The 15,300-nt window shown below is 47.6% G+C and carries 13 protein-coding genes; 3 read left to right on the top strand and 10 right to left on the bottom strand.

The features are described 5' to 3' along the window. Positions 1–8: 8 nt before the first annotated feature. Together kdpA and GVI43_RS04225 are read right to left on the bottom strand one after the other, a co-directional pair. Positions 9–1,685 (bottom strand): potassium-transporting ATPase subunit KdpA, encoded by a 1,677-nt coding sequence (kdpA, locus tag GVI43_RS04220; protein ID WP_159565507.1) that lies wholly within the window; start codon positions 1,683–1,685, stop codon positions 9–11. Then, entirely contained in the window at positions 1,685–1,774 is a 90-nt protein-coding gene (locus GVI43_RS04225) for a K(+)-transporting ATPase subunit F (protein ID WP_159565508.1), read from the bottom strand. Before GVI43_RS04225 ends, kdpA begins: the two co-directional genes overlap by 1 nt. A 292-nt stretch (positions 1,775–2,066) precedes the next feature. Between GVI43_RS04225 and GVI43_RS04230 the strand changes: the two genes are divergently transcribed. Next, positions 2,067–2,396 (top strand): 1,4-dihydroxy-2-naphthoate prenyltransferase, encoded by a 330-nt coding sequence (locus GVI43_RS04230; protein ID WP_159565509.1) that lies wholly within the window; start codon positions 2,067–2,069, stop codon positions 2,394–2,396. A 125-nt stretch (positions 2,397–2,521) separates the two neighbouring features. Here the strand turns inward: GVI43_RS04230 and GVI43_RS04235 are convergent, their stop codons facing one another. Next, positions 2,522–2,806 (bottom strand): IS1/IS1595 family N-terminal zinc-binding domain-containing protein, encoded by a 285-nt coding sequence (locus tag GVI43_RS04235; RefSeq protein WP_159565510.1) that lies wholly within the window; start codon positions 2,804–2,806, stop codon positions 2,522–2,524. Positions 2,807–2,902: 96 nt separating this feature from the next. Then, entirely contained in the window at positions 2,903–5,437 is a 2,535-nt protein-coding gene (locus tag GVI43_RS04240) for an autotransporter family protein (protein ID WP_159565511.1), read from the bottom strand. Between the two features lie 1,553 nt (positions 5,438–6,990). On the opposite strand from GVI43_RS04240, the gene GVI43_RS04245 reads away from it, so the two are divergent. After that, entirely contained in the window at positions 6,991–8,358 is a 1,368-nt protein-coding gene (locus GVI43_RS04245) for an NCS2 family permease (RefSeq protein WP_159565512.1), read from the top strand. 294 nt (positions 8,359–8,652) lie between these two features. Here the strand turns inward: GVI43_RS04245 and fis are convergent, their stop codons facing one another. The 5 genes from fis to GVI43_RS04270 form a co-directional block, all read right to left on the bottom strand. Next, positions 8,653–8,949, bottom strand: coding sequence for a DNA-binding transcriptional regulator Fis (gene fis / locus GVI43_RS04250; protein WP_159565513.1), 297 nt, complete (start codon positions 8,947–8,949; stop codon positions 8,653–8,655). Positions 8,950–8,973: 24 nt separating this feature from the next. Further along, on the bottom strand, positions 8,974–9,939 hold the full coding sequence (dusB, locus tag GVI43_RS04255) for a tRNA dihydrouridine synthase DusB (RefSeq protein WP_159565863.1): 966 nt from the start codon (positions 9,937–9,939) through the stop codon (positions 8,974–8,976). A 427-nt stretch (positions 9,940–10,366) separates the two neighbouring features. Then, complete coding sequence (prmA, locus tag GVI43_RS04260) at positions 10,367–11,254, bottom strand: 50S ribosomal protein L11 methyltransferase (RefSeq protein ID WP_159565514.1); 888 nt, start codon at positions 11,252–11,254, stop codon at positions 10,367–10,369. 45 nt (positions 11,255–11,299) lie between these two features. Beyond that, positions 11,300–12,742, bottom strand: a complete 1,443-nt coding sequence (panF, locus tag GVI43_RS04265) for a sodium/pantothenate symporter (protein WP_159565515.1) — start codon at positions 12,740–12,742, stop codon at positions 11,300–11,302. Further along, positions 12,732–12,974 (bottom strand): YhdT family protein, encoded by a 243-nt coding sequence (locus GVI43_RS04270; protein WP_159565864.1) that lies wholly within the window; start codon positions 12,972–12,974, stop codon positions 12,732–12,734. Before GVI43_RS04270 ends, panF begins: the two co-directional genes overlap by 11 nt. Positions 12,975–13,234: 260 nt before the next feature. Here GVI43_RS04270 and GVI43_RS04275 point away from each other — a divergent pair, with 260 nt between their 5' ends. Continuing rightward, positions 13,235–13,984 carry an FCD domain-containing protein gene (locus GVI43_RS04275; protein ID WP_425482120.1) on the top strand — a complete coding sequence of 250 codons (750 nt, stop codon included), beginning with the start codon at positions 13,235–13,237 and terminating at the stop codon, positions 13,982–13,984. Between the two features lie 70 nt (positions 13,985–14,054). Here GVI43_RS04275 and GVI43_RS04280 read toward each other — a convergent pair whose 3' ends face one another. Continuing rightward, positions 14,055–15,140, bottom strand: a complete 1,086-nt coding sequence (locus GVI43_RS04280; protein ID WP_159565517.1) for a mandelate racemase/muconate lactonizing enzyme family protein — start codon at positions 15,138–15,140, stop codon at positions 14,055–14,057. Positions 15,141–15,300 lie beyond the last annotated feature (160 nt).

The raw sequence follows: 15,300 nt of genomic DNA on the forward strand, positions 1-15,300 counted from the left end.
CTCTTCTGTCAGAACTGGAGATATTCAGCGATCGGGCCTAAAGCCAGAGCCGGAACGAAGGTCAGCGCGCCTACCAGTAAAATAGTGCCAACCAGCAGGCCGATAAACAGCGGGCCTTGGGTCGGTAAGGTGCCATTTCCCGCCGGCTGTCGTTTTTTCGCGGCCAGCCGACCGGCAATAGCAAGAACCGGAATAATGACGCCGAAACGGCCGAGAAACATGATGACGGCCAGCGTCAGGTTGTAGAACGGGGTATTGACGCTCAGCCCGGCAAAAGCGCTACCGTTGTTGTTGGCGGCGGATGAAAAGGCATAAAGCACCTCGGTAAAACCATGAGCGCCGGGATTAAGAATGCCCGCTTTGCCCACGTCGGTAACCAGCGCCAGCGCCGTACCAAGCAACACCAGCGTTGGGGTGACTAAAATCGCCAGTGCGGTCATTTTGATTTCGAACACGTCGATTTTTTTGCCCAGATACTCAGGGCTGCGGCCAATCATCAGGCCCGACAGGAATACGGTCAGAAGCACAAACAGCAGCATGCCGTAGAGCCCTGAGCCAACGCCGCCAAATACCACTTCGCCAATTTGCATTAGCCACAGCGGCATCATCCCGCCCAGCGCCGTAAATGAATCATGCATCGCGTTCACAGCGCCACAGGAGGCGGCGGTAGTGACGACGGCATATAGCGAGGAGGCGATGATACCAAAACGCGACTCCTTGCCTTCCATATTGAACCGGCCGTCTAGCCCTAGCTGAGTGAAATAGTCCGGGCCATTAAGCTCGGCATAAACCACGACAACGGCGGCGATAACAAAAATGATCGACATTGCCCATAGCAGGGCGTTGCCCTGCCGACTGTCTCCAACTGCCCGACCAAAGGCCATACACAGTGCACAAGGGATCAAGAATATGGCCAACATCTGCACCATATTGCTCAGCGCGGTAGGGTTTTCAAACGGATGGGCGGAATTTGCGCCAAAGAAGCCGCCGCCGTTAGTGCCCAGTAGCTTAATGGCTTCCTGTGATGCCACCGGCCCCATCGGCAGTACCTGATGTGAACCTTCGAGGGTCGTCAGGTGAAGGTAAGGGCTGACGTTTTGTAATACGCCTTGGCTGACGAAAAAGAGGGCCAAAATCAGCGACAGCGGCAGGAGTATGTAAAGCGTTATGCGGGTTAAGTCTACCCACGCGTTGCCGATAGTTTGCGATGAGTGGCGGGCGAACGCCCTGATTAGCGCAAAGGCTACGGCAATACCGGTGGCGGCCGACAAGAAATTCTGCACTGACAGCCCGACCATTTGGCTGAAGTAGCTTAGGGTATTTTCTCCACTGTAAGCCTGCCAGTTGGTGTTGGTGACAAAGCTGACGGCGGTATTGAAGGCTAAGTCCCATGACATATTTGGCAGCTGTTGCGGGTTGAGAGGTAGCCCTGACTGGGCCATCAGCAAGATAAACAGCACAACCAGCCCGCACAGATTGAATACAATGATAGCCAGCGCGTACTGAAAGCCGGTCATCTCTTTTTGTTTAATCGCACAGCCGCGCCACAGTTTTTTTTCTATACGCAACAGGCCATAGGCTGGCTCGCCTTCGATCAGTTTAACCAGCAGCTTACTCAAGGTGAGCGCTAGCATCAGTAGTACGGCGAGAAAAACCGTAATAGTGAGAAACAGGGTTGCGTTCATCAGAAATCCTCAGCGTTAAACAGGGCATACACTAAGTAGCCGAGTAACAGAATGACGAATAACACACCGGCGATAATGCTAATACTCATGATATGCCTCCGGAGGCGGCCAGTTTGGATGCCTCCAGACTAGGCGGGTGGGTGCAAAGATGTTGATAAAATAGTTTTGAAAGGTGTAAAAAAAGTATAAAAATTGTTGAGCCGATTTGGCACGACTTGCCTTTATTGGGTATTTACCTCAATTGATTAATTGCTATAGTAGCCCCGATAATTTTTCGGAACCAAGTTTCTAAATCAAAGGTCGCGGTGAGGTACTGTTGCTGGTGCGGATACCCATTTTTGTTTTTATGCTTTCAACCGTACGGAATTAAAAGGCATTGTGATGTTAAGAAGAATTTCTTGGGTATTTGGCGTGTTGTCGGTGCTGGTTCCTGCCGTGCTATTTTTATGGCAGTGGATTCAACATCAAAAACTGCTGGCAGCAGGTTTGGTCACTGATGAGCTCGGGTGGACGCTGAGCGTATTGTTTGTCGACGTATTTGTCGCTGGCGTATTGGGCTTTGTCGCTGTGGTTCTTAATGCCGTTGCGCTGTACCGTCTTCCTGCCGAGTCGACGTTTAATCCGGTGCTCAGAGTGCTTGAAATGCTGCTCCTTTCACTGCCGCTGTTTGTCTGTTTGTTCTTCTTAGGTACGTTTATCATTCATGGTTAAGAGAATGGTTAAGCGGGCTTTTTAGCCTCTGGTTTCTTTGATTCTGTGGGCGCAGGCCCCGGTTCTAAACTTCAACCTTGCAGACTGAGTCTAATTTAGCTGTACTCGCCCAGATTACGGTTAAATTACCGCTCACTCTCATTGGCCAACATACAAATATGTCGGCTAATCACATTCAGCTTAATGCCCAGCTGGCCAGCTATATCAACGTTACTTTTCCCTTCGGCCAGCAGTTTCTGGATTAACCGGTGTATATCTGCTTCATTGCCCTGATAAATATAAGTGGTCTGAAAGGATCGATTACAGGCCTTACACAGGTAACGCACCATTCCCGATCTGGACTTTCCGTGCTTACAAACATGATTCTTGTCTTCACAGTAGTGACAGCAAGGATTCGGTTTGATTTCCATATGTTCCACACCTCTTATCCGGATGAAATATAAACCATGGCCGTGGATAGTATGAAGGCCCGCAATGGATAACTGCGGGCCGGTATGTCAGACCTGTTAGAACGTGTATTTAAATCCAACGGTTAACAACGTGTCGCTGTAGCCATCATCACCCAGTTGCTGGGCTACGTTAGTCCACAGATTGGCGTGTTTATTCAGCTGGCCTTCGGCCCCCAGCTTCAGTTCGCCAACGTTGCTATTTCCAGCCTGTTTCATCGTCACGCCGTCCATGACGGCACCCGCCTGCTCGGTGTTATGCAGCCAGTTCGCTTCCGCATACACGGTAAACAGTTTGTCGCTGTTCTTGTCCATATTGCTCACGCCATCACGCGATAGTTTGACGCCCAGACGGGTCTGAACGTTATTGTTGCTGTCAGATGTGACGCGAGTACCGTTGGTCTCCGTATGGTCATCGGCTTTGATGCCGCTCCAGATTATTTGGGCCTGAGGGGTCACAAACACGGCACCGTTCTCACTCTGATAAACCGGGATCCGATAGCCGCTTTCTACCGATGCGCTCAGGCCGTTGATATCGTAACGCTCGCCCGATAGCTGCTCGCCGTGCACTTCACCGTTAAGCCAGCTGTACTGCACCCAGCTGTCAACGTAAACGCCGTTTAGCGTTTTCGCATCCTGATACCAGGTGGCGTAAACCCCGGCGCTGTAGCCGTCAACCTTGCCTTTCGAGTGATAACCGCTGTGACGGTTACTGCTCTGGCTGTCAGCCTCACCGTAGCCTAACATCAGGCCAACGCCTAAACGGTCAGCGTCCGTAAACCGGGTTTCAGCCACTTCACCGCCGCCCTGTACCACGTAGCTGTTGGTGGCGGTTTTAATCTGACCGCTGGTGTCCCTGAACTTGGTGCGCGAACCCTGCTGGCGCAGCCACATGCTGGAGTTTTCTGCCCGACCTTCACGGTCTTCTAAGCGCAGATTAAACAGTTTACCGGCTGCGGCCATGTTGGCTAGGTAGCTGCCCGCTTCAGGTCTGAGCAGGGGATCGTTATTCTCTGGAGTAGGGTTCGGCGTAGACTCTGGTGCTTTACTGGTCAGATACCAGTTACCGGCATTAACATCCGCCCCGCGTACCAAAGAGTAATCATAAGCACCGGCCACGATACGGCCCTGTTGAACAAACTCGCCGCCAGAAGTGCCATTAACCTGTATTAGTTCAATGCCGTTTAAGGTAACTGCGCCGCTGCCACCGACATTGGTTACGCTAACCCGAGTAACGCCAGCAGTATTACCGGTAACCACCAGTTTATCGGTCGCGGAGCTGTCATCACTGAGCGCGGTATTGAAATTCAGTAAGCCGTTATTACCGGTATAATCACCGGATACGGTCAATACAGCGCCGGGCGCCCCGTTAAAGCTCACTATGCCGCTATTATTCAGGCTAGCGACCGCCTGGTCATAACCGGCCAAATTCAACTGACCGGCACTCTTCACGGTAAAATCGGATGCGGCGCTGAACGCCCATGCTGCCCCGGCTTTCAACGTTCCGGCACTAACGGTAGTCACGCCCGCATAATCGTTAGCAGAGGTCAGCGTTGTCGTACCCTGATTCATCTGATTAACGGTTAAAAAGCCCGACATCGGCGGTGAAAAGTCGATATCGTCAGTATGGTTAAAGTTGACCGTTGCAGAGCCGTCACCGCCGGTGATACTCTCCGCATTAAAGGTACCGGACTGATTTCCATTACCTATATTTAAGGTACCAACACCGGTTGAGCCAACAGCCATATATACTGGGCCAGCAGAAACTTCTGCCCGATCGGAAATGGTCAGTGAGCCATTTCCGTAATAACCAATATAGATTTTACGTTGATTATTCCACTGAGAGCCAACGCCGGATATCGAGACAATACCTGATGAACCCTCCTCGTTACCAATTACGCTAAAGTAGCTGCTAACAAAACCGCCATCACTAACCGTGAGCTTGGCATTACCTTCATAGCCAATATGGACTTCACGTTGATTATTCCACCGCGAACCAACGCCGGATATCGAGATAATACCTGATGAGCCTTCCTCGAGACCAATCACGCTACCGTTACTGCTAACCATGCCACCATCGTTAATCGTTAACGAGGCATCACCGGCGTAGCCAACGTAGAGAAAGTAGTCGTTATTCCACTGTGACCCAGTACCGGACACCTCGACAAGGCCCGTCGAACCGGCCATATGGCCGATATGGCCATCATAACTGCTAGCAACGCCGCCATCGTTAATCGCTAGCGAACCATTACCGGAATGACCAACATAGAGTTTAGTGCTGTTATTCCACTGAGACCCAATACCGGACACCTCAACGCGGCCCGTCGAACCAACAGCATCACCAATAAAGGCCATCTTGTTTTCAACAACACCGCTATTGTTAATGATGAGCGCACCATTACCAGTTTGGCCAATGTAAATGGAGTTATTACCAAGGTTCCAAGGCGAAGTCTGTGTTCCCGGAACCGTAACGGTTTGGCCACCGTCAACGATCGTATCGGCAGCAGTGGCAGGCGTTGCGTTCAGGAGCGAAGCCGAAAGCACAATGGAAAGGTAGCTAAGCTTAAACAGGCTTTTCGTTGTTGTACTAGACATCGAGTTGCTTTTGCAGGCAGAAGCGTGGGAAAAATGATTTTTTTTAGCGCTTCCTGCTGATTTTGAATAAGTAGTACGAGGGATTTTATTCATAATTTAATTCCATTTTAAATGTAAGAATATCTTTAATGAGATAATAGAATTATCCCAATACGTTATTTATTATTTATAGAACAGCTATTAATCAGGAGCCGAATAGACGTCACAATGCTCGTTCAGTATTTTCATGAATAAAATATGATGAGTATCGGTGTGTCGTATGCAACGCGTTAACCAACGGGGATAAATTAAATTTCGGCCATAAATTTTTATTTTATATAGATAATCAAGGCAGCTAAAATTCATCTCAACACTAACAGCATCAGGGCTATTTTTTAGAGGTGGGCGCTGTAGAAAATCTACGTTAGCAGGTTGCATAATCGGAGAGATAGAGGAGAGTAAATTTAGGTAATGCCACCTTTTTGTTACAACTGCCTTTGCCATATTGTCCATTTTTTACCTCATCCTTAACCATAAAAAATAGTAGCGCTGGTACCCTGATTTGTTGTCATTTAGGACCATTTTGACAATATAAGATTTAAATATTCAAATGATGATAATAACATTTATAATATATTGTGTGATTTATTTTGTATGGTTTTTAATATTAAGAAATGGAGCTATTTAATGTGTGAATATATTTCTAAAAAATAATTTTGATACAATTCATTTATAATTTAATGGGTTGGTGATTTATTGAGCATGGAAAAATTCCTATAATTCAAAATGATGATGAATAATGCTGGATCTTTATTTTTGATTCAGAGAAAATAAAAACCGTCAGATCTGGCAATTGACATTTTGGTCCTAATTGCCACCTATTTTACCCCCGATTTTAACTGCCATATTGCTTAAATCCCTCCACTCAATTTACCGTATACCGCACTGCGCGGTGGCTTTTCAGTGCCTAAATAGTCTTGCATTAATTGGTATCAGGCTAAAGTAAGGCCGTAGGTATGGTGAACCTATGCTGACCAAGCGAGCACCGCGGGTCTTTCTCTAACCTATGAATGATGTTATAGAATTGTTGCCTAGATAGTCCCGCCTTTTGCAGGTTGAAAATAGCCATTAGCATTCTCCATTTGTGTTAAAACCGTCCAGATTTAATAAATATTTTTCTTTTGGAATAATATTTTACTGCTTAATAAATAAAAGTATTAGATAAGCTTTAATGCGTTGTTTATATAATTTCATCGTGGTGACCTTTATATCTCTTCCCGTTCGGCAACCGTGGCCATTAAGACAATGGATTTCCAATTCTTGCTTAGAATATGGGGCAGGGTGGGCCACGGGTACAGAGGCACTCCAACGGGATAACAATCCTGAAGAAGCCAAAACGGTAAAGTAGGAGGTCTGATTGGTCAATTCTGCCTGTTATCTGCTCAATCTCATCCTTCTGTCATAAAAATATCCTCAAAAACTGTAATATAGGTTGAAATCAGGGTATATAAGCTCAGATAATCGTTTGCTTAGGCGAATTAAACCCGAAATTCTACTTCCAGAGGACATGTTGTATGTCGAGCATTGACGATCAGAAAGGCAAATCTGCAGGTCAAAATAGTGGCGTTGATGGCTATTTTAAAATTTCTGAGCGAGGCAGTAATGTCCGTCAGGAAGTACTAGCCGGGCTAACTACCTTTTTAGCGATGGTGTATTCCATCGTTGTGGTACCCAATATTCTTGGTCAGGCTGGGTTTCCGGTTGAGACCGTATTTGTGGCTACCTGTCTGGTCGCTGGCGTGGGCTCTATGGTAATGGGCGTGTGGGCTAATCTACCGATGGCGGTGGGTTGTGCTATTTCGCTAACGGCGTTTACCGCATTTAGTCTGGTTCTAGGCCAAGGCCATTCAATACCGGTAGTCTTAGGTGCAGTATTTGTGATGGGCGTTCTTTTTACGCTGATCTCAGCAACCGGTATTCGGGCGTGGATTTTACGTAATATTCCGATTGGTATTGCTCACGGAACCGGTATTGGCATTGGTTTATTCCTACTGTTAATTGCTACCAGCGGCATTGGTGCGGTGATTAAAAACCCTATTGATGGTCTGCCGGTTCAGTTTGGTGATTTTAAATCCTTCCCGGTGATGATTGCGTTTGCCGGTCTGGCAGTGATTATTGGTTTGGAAAAACTGAAAGTACCCGGCGGTATTCTGCTGGTGATTGTTGGTATTTCTGTTCTCGGCCTGATTTTTGACCCCAAAGTGACTTATAAAGGTCTGGCTTCAATGCCTACACTGGTAGCCAAAGATGGGACATCGCTGATCTTTAGTCTGGATATCAAAGGTGCCCTACAAATGACGGTGTTGCCGAGCATTTTGGCGCTGGTGATGACCGCGGTATTTGATGCCACCGGTACTATTCGGGCGGTAGCCGGGCAGGCTAACCTGTTAGACAAAGACGGTCAGATTATTAACGGCGGTCGCGCTCTGACGACAGACTCCGTCAGCAGTATTTTGTCTGGTCTGGTAGGCGCAGCACCCGCTGCGGTATATATTGAATCGGCAGCCGGAACCGCAGCCGGTGGTCGTACTGGCTTAACGGCATTAGTGGTTGGCGTGCTGTTCCTGTCACTGTTGTTTCTGTCTCCTCTAGCCAGTTTAGTTCCGGGCTATGCTACTGCGCCTGCGCTGATGTATGTTGGTTTACTGATGCTGAGCAACGTTTCTCGCTTAGACTTCAACGATTTTGTTGATGCCATGTCTGGCCTGATTTGTGCGGTATTTATCGTGTTAACCGGCAATATTGTTACCGGCATTATGCTGGGCTTTGCTTCTCTGGTTATCGGCCGTGTTTGCTCTGGCGAATGGCGTAAGCTGAATATCAGCGTTGTTCTGATAAGTATTGCGCTGGTTGCGTTCTACGTTGGCGGCTGGGCAATTTAAGTCCGTTTGTTATCGGCAAGGCCCCTCTCTTTTGGGGGGCTTATAGCGGTGATTCTGATTAGAACTATTTACCCCCCCTTTACCCCCCCTATATCCAGCCTTCATCTAATCCTTATATAGCTACGCATTTTCCGGCGAGGGATATTATCGTTATGTAGAATACATTCCGCTGGGCGTGGCTAATATACGACGTGACGGGACTCGGGATGATGGCAGAAGAAAAAGAGGAGTATCAATAAAAAAGCGCTACCGGTTGCCCGACAGCGCTTCTAAAAGCATTCAAACTGATTAGTATCAGTTCATGCCGTATCTTTTCAGTTTCTTGCGCAGCGTACCACGGTTGATACCCATCATTGTTGCTGCGCGAGTTTGGTTACCGCGGGTGTACTGCATAACCATGTCTAACAGAGGCTGTTCTACTTCAGCCAATACCAATTCATATAGATCGTTAACGTCCTGACCGTTAAGTTGAGCAAAGTAGTTCTTTAATGCTTGTTTAACCGAATCACGCAAAGGTTTTTGGGTAACTTGGTCTTGAGAGTTTACGGTGGCGACTGTTAGTACGTCAGAATTTACGCGTTGTTCGAACATATTTCTGTTAGCTCTTTTATCTGTTTAGGCAAAATTTTCAAAATATGCCCCCAACGCATCCAGCTGTTCGCTGGCATCCTCTATCGCGTTGAAGGTGCGCCGAAACTGGTCATTTGGGGCATGCGCTTGGATATACCAAGAAACGTGCTTACGTGCGATGCGGAGTCCTTTGCCTAGACCGTAAAAGTCGTGCAATTCTCTCACATGCTCGTTTAACAAGCGTTCCACTTCTGCCAACGGCATTGGTGATAACAGCTCCCCTGTGTCCAGGTAATGCTGGATTTCCCGAAAGATCCACGGTCTTCCCTGAGCAGCTCGTCCTATCATCAGAGCGTCAGCTCCAGTGTAGTCCAAAACGGCCCTGGCTTTATGCGGGTCAGTAATATCCCCGTTAGCAATAACCGGTATATCTACATTCTGTTTAACCGCACGGATGCTGTCGTATTCTGCTTCACCGTTGAATAAACAATGACGAGTGCGGCCATGTATTGTAATGGCCTGAATACCACTGCGTTCCGCCAGTTGGGCAATCTCAACGCAGTTACGGTTTTCTGGATCCCAGCCGGTACGAATCTTTAAGGTTACCGGAACGTCAACTGCGCTCACGACGGCGTTAAGAATTCTACCAACCAGTTCAGGATATTGTAACAGTGCTGAACCTGCCAATTTACGATTCACTTTTTTTGCCGGACAGCCCATATTGATATCAATAAGCTGTGCGCCGTTTTTTACATTGATGCGCGCCGCTGCCGCCATATCTTCCGGATCGCATCCGGCGATTTGAACGGCTCGAATGCCGAGCTCATCAAGGTGGACCATACGCAATCGTGACTTATCGGTTCGCCATACTTCTGGGTTAGAAGAGAGCATCTCCGAAACGGTCATTCCTGCACCCATCGCATAGCATAGCGTTCTGAACGGACGGTCCGTGATTCCCGCCATAGGCGCGGCAATTAAACGATTTGTTAGCTGAAGGTTACCAATGCGCATAGACAACGAAAGACCATATATGTCTGCAAGGGCGCGTATATTACGCATTTTTTTGCACAGATGAAAGGCCAAACTTTGAACAATCTACGACTAAAATCAAAGAAAGAAATATGTGTTAATGGTCAAGATGTTATTCACCATGTTTAACAATAAGTTATGTTTTCACTGAACGATAATTTTTTTATTATAATTCATGTCGGTTGTCTCTGTTGAGCGCTTTTTGACCATATTTTATTGGTTTTTATGTTAGAAATGTGGGGGGCTATATTGTACTTGATGCCTGCTCTTGCGGGCCGTTTATCTGGCTGGTTGAGCGGTTGTTGGGGCGGTAGCTGGAAGGAGAAGGGGGAAGATTGTGTCGATAAAAAAACCGCTGATGCCGGGTAAATGGTATCAGCGGTTTATTCTATTTTAGGCCGATAAGCGGTTAGTCAGGCTTTCTGACGCCGGTGATCCGGCACCATTCTTCTTTTTCGGCAACCGAATCGAGCAAAAATAGCGCCTGATAGGCTTGCGCTACGCCTTCAGCCTGCGTTGCCAGAACGCCCGACAGGCCTAAATGGCCATTGGCTTTTGGCAGTTGCCCGATAATCGGCGCCAGTTCTCTTAGCGGGCCAGCAAGGATGTTGGCAACCACTACGTCGGCCTTTAAGTTATCCGGTTGGTCTTTAGACAGGTAAAGCTCTAAACGCTCTGAGACTTGGTTACGTTGAGCATTATCACGGCTGGCCTGAATGGCCTGCGGGTCGATATCGATGCCGATAGCTTTAGCGGCACCTAGCTTCAGAGCGGCAATGGCTAAAATGCCGGAGCCACAGCCAAAATCAATAACGGTTTTGCCTTCCAGATCCAGCCCGTCTAGCCACTGTAAGCACAGCGCGGTAGTTGGGTGGGTTCCGGTTCCAAAAGCCAGACCCGGATCGAGCATGACGTTAACCGCATTGACATCCGGCACATCGCGCCAGCTTGGGCAAATCCACAAACGTTCACCGAAACGCATTGGGTGGAAGTTATCCATCCATTCACGCTCCCAGTCTTTATCTTCCAGCTGTTCGATTTTATGCACAAAACCGCTACCGAGCAGCGGATTGTATTCCAGCATGGCGACAACCTGTTTCATATCGGTTTCTGCGTCGTACAGGCCGATAACGTCGGTATCGCCCCACAGGCGAGTTTCTCCCGGCAGTGGCTCAAAAACCGGTACGTCGTTCGTGTCCTGAAAGGTGACTGACACTGCGCCGCTTTCGACCAGCGCATCACCAATAGATTCGGCCTGCGCGCCGGTAGTATTTAACTTTAGTTGTATCCAAGGCATAGCTAATTCTCTTACGGGGGATAACCTAGTTATCCCATCAATTTATCATGTACGAGCTGCTTTCGCGGCTAAACGTTCGCCAAACATATTGGCGAGCAGAAAGCTTACCGCGCCTAACAGCAGCGAAGGAACGATCGGATGTAGCCCGTACATATGGATATTTAAGGTTGCCAGTAGGCTATAGCATACCGCGCCACAGACCATTGAGGTTAAAGCACCGCAGGCGTTAGCGCGTTCCCAATAGAGGCCAAAGACTAATGGCCATAGGAATACGGCTTCCAGACCGCCAAAGGCCAGCAGGTTCCACCAGATAATCATTTCAGGCGGGCGCCATGCGGCAAGGATTAATAGCAGCCCGAGCACCAGCGTGACGGTGCTGGATATTCTAGCCAGCCTCCGCTCATTGCGGATTTGCTCCGGTTTAACGCTGAGATAAAGATCTTTGATCAGCGTTGCCGAAGACTGTAACAGCTGTGCGTTAATGGTCGACATGATTGCTGCCAGCGGTGCGGCTAAGAATATACCCGCAGCGAAAGGCGGTAATACGGTGATCATCAGGGTTGGGATAACCTGATCCGGAATCATTAGATCGGGTAAAATCGCCCGCCCCAAAGCCCCTGCAAGGTGCATACTGAACATCAGGATAGCCACGACAATCGTGCCAATGATAATTCCACGGTGTACGGCTTTACTGTCTTTGTAAGCGATACAGCGAACGGCAGTATGCGGCAGGCCGATAACGCCGAAGCAGACTAGAATCCAGAACGAAGCCATAAACGGCAGGGACAAGAAGTCACCCGCACCGGTAGGCGTTAGTAGCTTGGGATCGATATGCTGCAGCTTGCCTACGGCGCTCTCTAGCCCGCCGGCGGCGTAGATAACCGCAACCAAGAGCAGAATGGCACCCACGAGCATCACTAAACCCTGCAGGGCATCGTTGAGCACGCTGGCGCGAAAGCCGCCAAAGGAAGTGTAAAGGGCAATGGTTACGCCGAAAATCAGTAGCCCAATATCGTAAGGAATACCGGCTGCGGTTTCTAGCAGACGGGCTCCGCCGATAAACTGCACCGTCATCGCGCCGACAAAGGCTAGCAGTAAGCTGATGCTGGCAAACCATACCAGTAGCTTGCTTTTAAAGCGGGCATACAGCACATCGTTCAGGGTGACGGCGTTGTAGCGCCGGGCCAGAATGGCAAACTTTTTACCCAGTATGCCAAGGGACAGCCAGACGGCAGGAAGTTGAATCATTGCCAGTAGCACCCAACCAAGGCCATATTTATAGGCAGCTCCGGGACCACCGATAAACGAACTGGCGCTGATATAGGTTGCCGTCAGGGTCATGGCTAGAATAAATCCACCCATTGAACGATCGCCAAGGAAGTAGTCGTTAAGAAAATTTCCTTTCTGACGTTTAGTGTAGGCGTAAATAGACAGGCCAAAAACCAACGCCAGATAAGCCCCCAGAGGCAAAATTACATCAATCTTCATTGTTGTCCTCCAGTGGAATATCGCGGAAGGCGTAACGCACCATAAACCAGCACAGCAGAATAAATATCAGTGGAATCAACAGGCAGGACATTTCAAACCAGTGAGGTAGTCCGGTAATTCCTGACTGATTGTCCGGCAGATAGGCAGCCAAACACCAGGCTATCAGGTAGGCAATGGTCAGCCCCAATGCCCAAAGCGCTTCTTTATGGGCTTGGATAAAGCGAGGATCCATCATGTTCTTCGTCGCCGTTGGTTGAAAATGAACTAGGAATAGGATTGTACGGAAAGGAATGCGTTTGCCTAGAATTATTTTAGCTGAGATGAAGGAGGAAGATGGACTGAAATTAAGCCCGTTAAAGTTAATCCGATGCCATAATATCGGCCAGATAAACTGACAGGCATTATACTTACAGGAAAATTGCTTACCATAGACATCGGGATTTGTTTACACTATGGGCAAGTGAAACAAACAGCGTTTGTATAGGCTTAAGCATGGAACATATTATAACTAAACGTCGCTATTATGACGTGGGACTACAAATCGAAGAGCTGCTTTATTCCGGCATTTTCAAAGCCGGCGAGCGTCTTCCTTCGGAGCGGGAGCTCGGTGAGCGTTTTAAAACGAGCCGAACGATTATCCGTGAAGCAATTATCATGCTTGAACTAAAGGGCGTTGTAGAAGTTAAACAAGGTGCAGGTATTTACTTCATTGATAGCCCAGAAAACATAAATCACAAGGCGTTGTTGCCTTATTCTGATATTGGGCCCTTTGAGCTGTTACAAGCCAGACAAGTGATAGAAAGTAATATTACCGGCTTTGCTGCAACTCAAATCAGGCTTAATGAACTGCATGAGCTTAAACGTATTATTGAACAGCAGGAAAAACATATTAAGGGCAATAGCGACAAGTTTGAAGAGTTGGATTGCCAGTTCCACAATATTATTTCAGAGTCTACCCAGAACAGGGTTTTAATGAAGCAGTCTGCCGAACTTTGGCGAGCCGTCAGAACTGAAAATCCGCGCTGGAAACAATTAAACTATAAATATCTGCACAAAACTGAATTGAGAATGAGGTGGGTAGAAGATCACCGCAATATTTTCCTTGCGTTACAGAAACGTAATGTAGAACAGGCCCGGCAGGCATCCTGGAACCACCTAGAAAATAGTAAGAATGAACTAGTGAATATATTTCAGCAAGACGATTCGCTAGAGGATTTTGACGACTTTTTCTTTGCTACCTAGTAATAAATCGATGTCTTTCTCTTTGCTGGCCAGCTGGACCTGCCAAATGGCAGGCCCAGAAAAGGCATAATTAAACCTCATAAGGGTTCAATTTTTCCCAATCAAACTCTACGCCAGTGCCGTGATCATCAGGCGCAACGGCGCGATAGTTTTCCACAACCAGAGGCCGTTTAGTATATTGGTCGATAGGAAAACTATGTACCTCCAGCCAGCCAGTATCAAAGGCAGACACCAAACTAACGTGCAGTTCCTGCATCCCATGAGAACACACGGATAGTCCGTAATTGGTAGACAGGTTTGCCGCCCTCAGCCAGCCAGTGATTCCACCGCAGTTAGAAGCATCGGGCTGAATATATTTCAGTTTTGCTCTGTCCAGCGCGTAGCCAAACTCGTGAATAGTATGAAGGTTTTCTCCCATCGCCAGCGGAATCGAGGTTTGTTCGGCGATTTTTGCATAACCATCATAGTCATCAGGGATGGTAGGTTCTTCAAACCAAGTGATATTACAAGACTCAACCGCTTTCGATAATGCAATAGCCTGTTCAACCGAAAGAGAATAGTTAGCGTCGATCATAAATGTAATATCAGGGCCAACCAGCTCACGTACCGCCTTAATGCGCTCGATGTCTTCTTGCTGATTTTTACGACCAATTTTAATTTTTACACCATTAAACCCACTGTCTAAATAACCTTGGATGTTACGTAATAGTTTTTCCAGCGGAAACGCCAGATCGATACCGCCGCAGTAAGCATTACAGGTATTATTTTTCCCGCCGGCCATTTTCCATAGGGGGAATTTTTCATGCTTACCCTTCAGATCCCACAGGGCAATATCTACTGCAGACATGGCAAATGAGGCTATTCCCCCTCGGCCTACATAGTGAATATGCCACTCCATAAAGTCGTAAATATCGTCAATAACGGCTTCTTTTCCGACCAGAACAGAAGCAAGATCGTGATCGATCATAGCTTTAATAGCATATCCACCTTTTCCTCCGGTATAGGTGTATCCGGTACCGCTGGAGCCATCTTCCAGCGTGATAGTCGTTGTGACGAGTTCAAAGTGGCTGTGATCGCCGTGTTTGGCATCAACCAACACTTCCGCTAAAGGTACTTTAAAAAGTCTTGTCTTAACCTCTTTAATTTTTGTTCTCATTATCTACTCTCTCCTATTTTTTATTTATTAGTCAATTTGTTACAATTTTATGATGTTCTTGGTCCAATTATTTACTGTCTACTAACCATTCTCTGACCTTCTTCTACCGGCCTGCTATACAGGCTGGTATCGATACGATAGTGATCCACATTATCTGGTT

It is taken from the genome of Budvicia diplopodorum, from assembly GCF_009800925.1.
Taxonomy (GTDB): domain Bacteria; phylum Pseudomonadota; class Gammaproteobacteria; order Enterobacterales; family Enterobacteriaceae; genus Budvicia; species Budvicia diplopodorum.

Bases quoted from the DNA above. Each gene is read 5' to 3' on its own strand.
- kdpA (WP_159565507.1), bottom strand. From the start codon at position 1,685: ATGAACGCAACCCTGTTTCTCACTATTACGGTTTTTCTCGCCGTACTA.
- GVI43_RS04225 (WP_159565508.1), bottom strand. From the start codon at position 1,774: ATGAGTATTAGCATTATCGCCGGTGTGTTATTCGTCATTCTGTTACTC.
- GVI43_RS04230 (WP_159565509.1), top strand. From the start codon at position 2,067: ATGTTAAGAAGAATTTCTTGGGTATTTGGCGTGTTGTCGGTGCTGGTT.
- GVI43_RS04235 (WP_159565510.1), bottom strand. From the start codon at position 2,806: ATGGAAATCAAACCGAATCCTTGCTGTCACTACTGTGAAGACAAGAAT.
- GVI43_RS04240 (WP_159565511.1), bottom strand. From the start codon at position 5,437: ATGTCTAGTACAACAACGAAAAGCCTGTTTAAGCTTAGCTACCTTTCC.
- GVI43_RS04245 (WP_159565512.1), top strand. From the start codon at position 6,991: ATGTCGAGCATTGACGATCAGAAAGGCAAATCTGCAGGTCAAAATAGT.
- fis (WP_159565513.1), bottom strand. From the start codon at position 8,949: ATGTTCGAACAACGCGTAAATTCTGACGTACTAACAGTCGCCACCGTA.
- dusB (WP_159565863.1), bottom strand. From the start codon at position 9,939: ATGCGCATTGGTAACCTTCAGCTAACAAATCGTTTAATTGCCGCGCCT.
- prmA (WP_159565514.1), bottom strand. From the start codon at position 11,254: ATGCCTTGGATACAACTAAAGTTAAATACTACCGGCGCGCAGGCCGAA.
- panF (WP_159565515.1), bottom strand. From the start codon at position 12,742: ATGAAGATTGATGTAATTTTGCCTCTGGGGGCTTATCTGGCGTTGGTT.
- GVI43_RS04270 (WP_159565864.1), bottom strand. From the start codon at position 12,974: ATGGATCCTCGCTTTATCCAAGCCCATAAAGAAGCGCTTTGGGCATTG.
- GVI43_RS04275 (WP_425482120.1), top strand. From the start codon at position 13,235: ATGGAACATATTATAACTAAACGTCGCTATTATGACGTGGGACTACAA.
- GVI43_RS04280 (WP_159565517.1), bottom strand. From the start codon at position 15,140: ATGAGAACAAAAATTAAAGAGGTTAAGACAAGACTTTTTAAAGTACCT.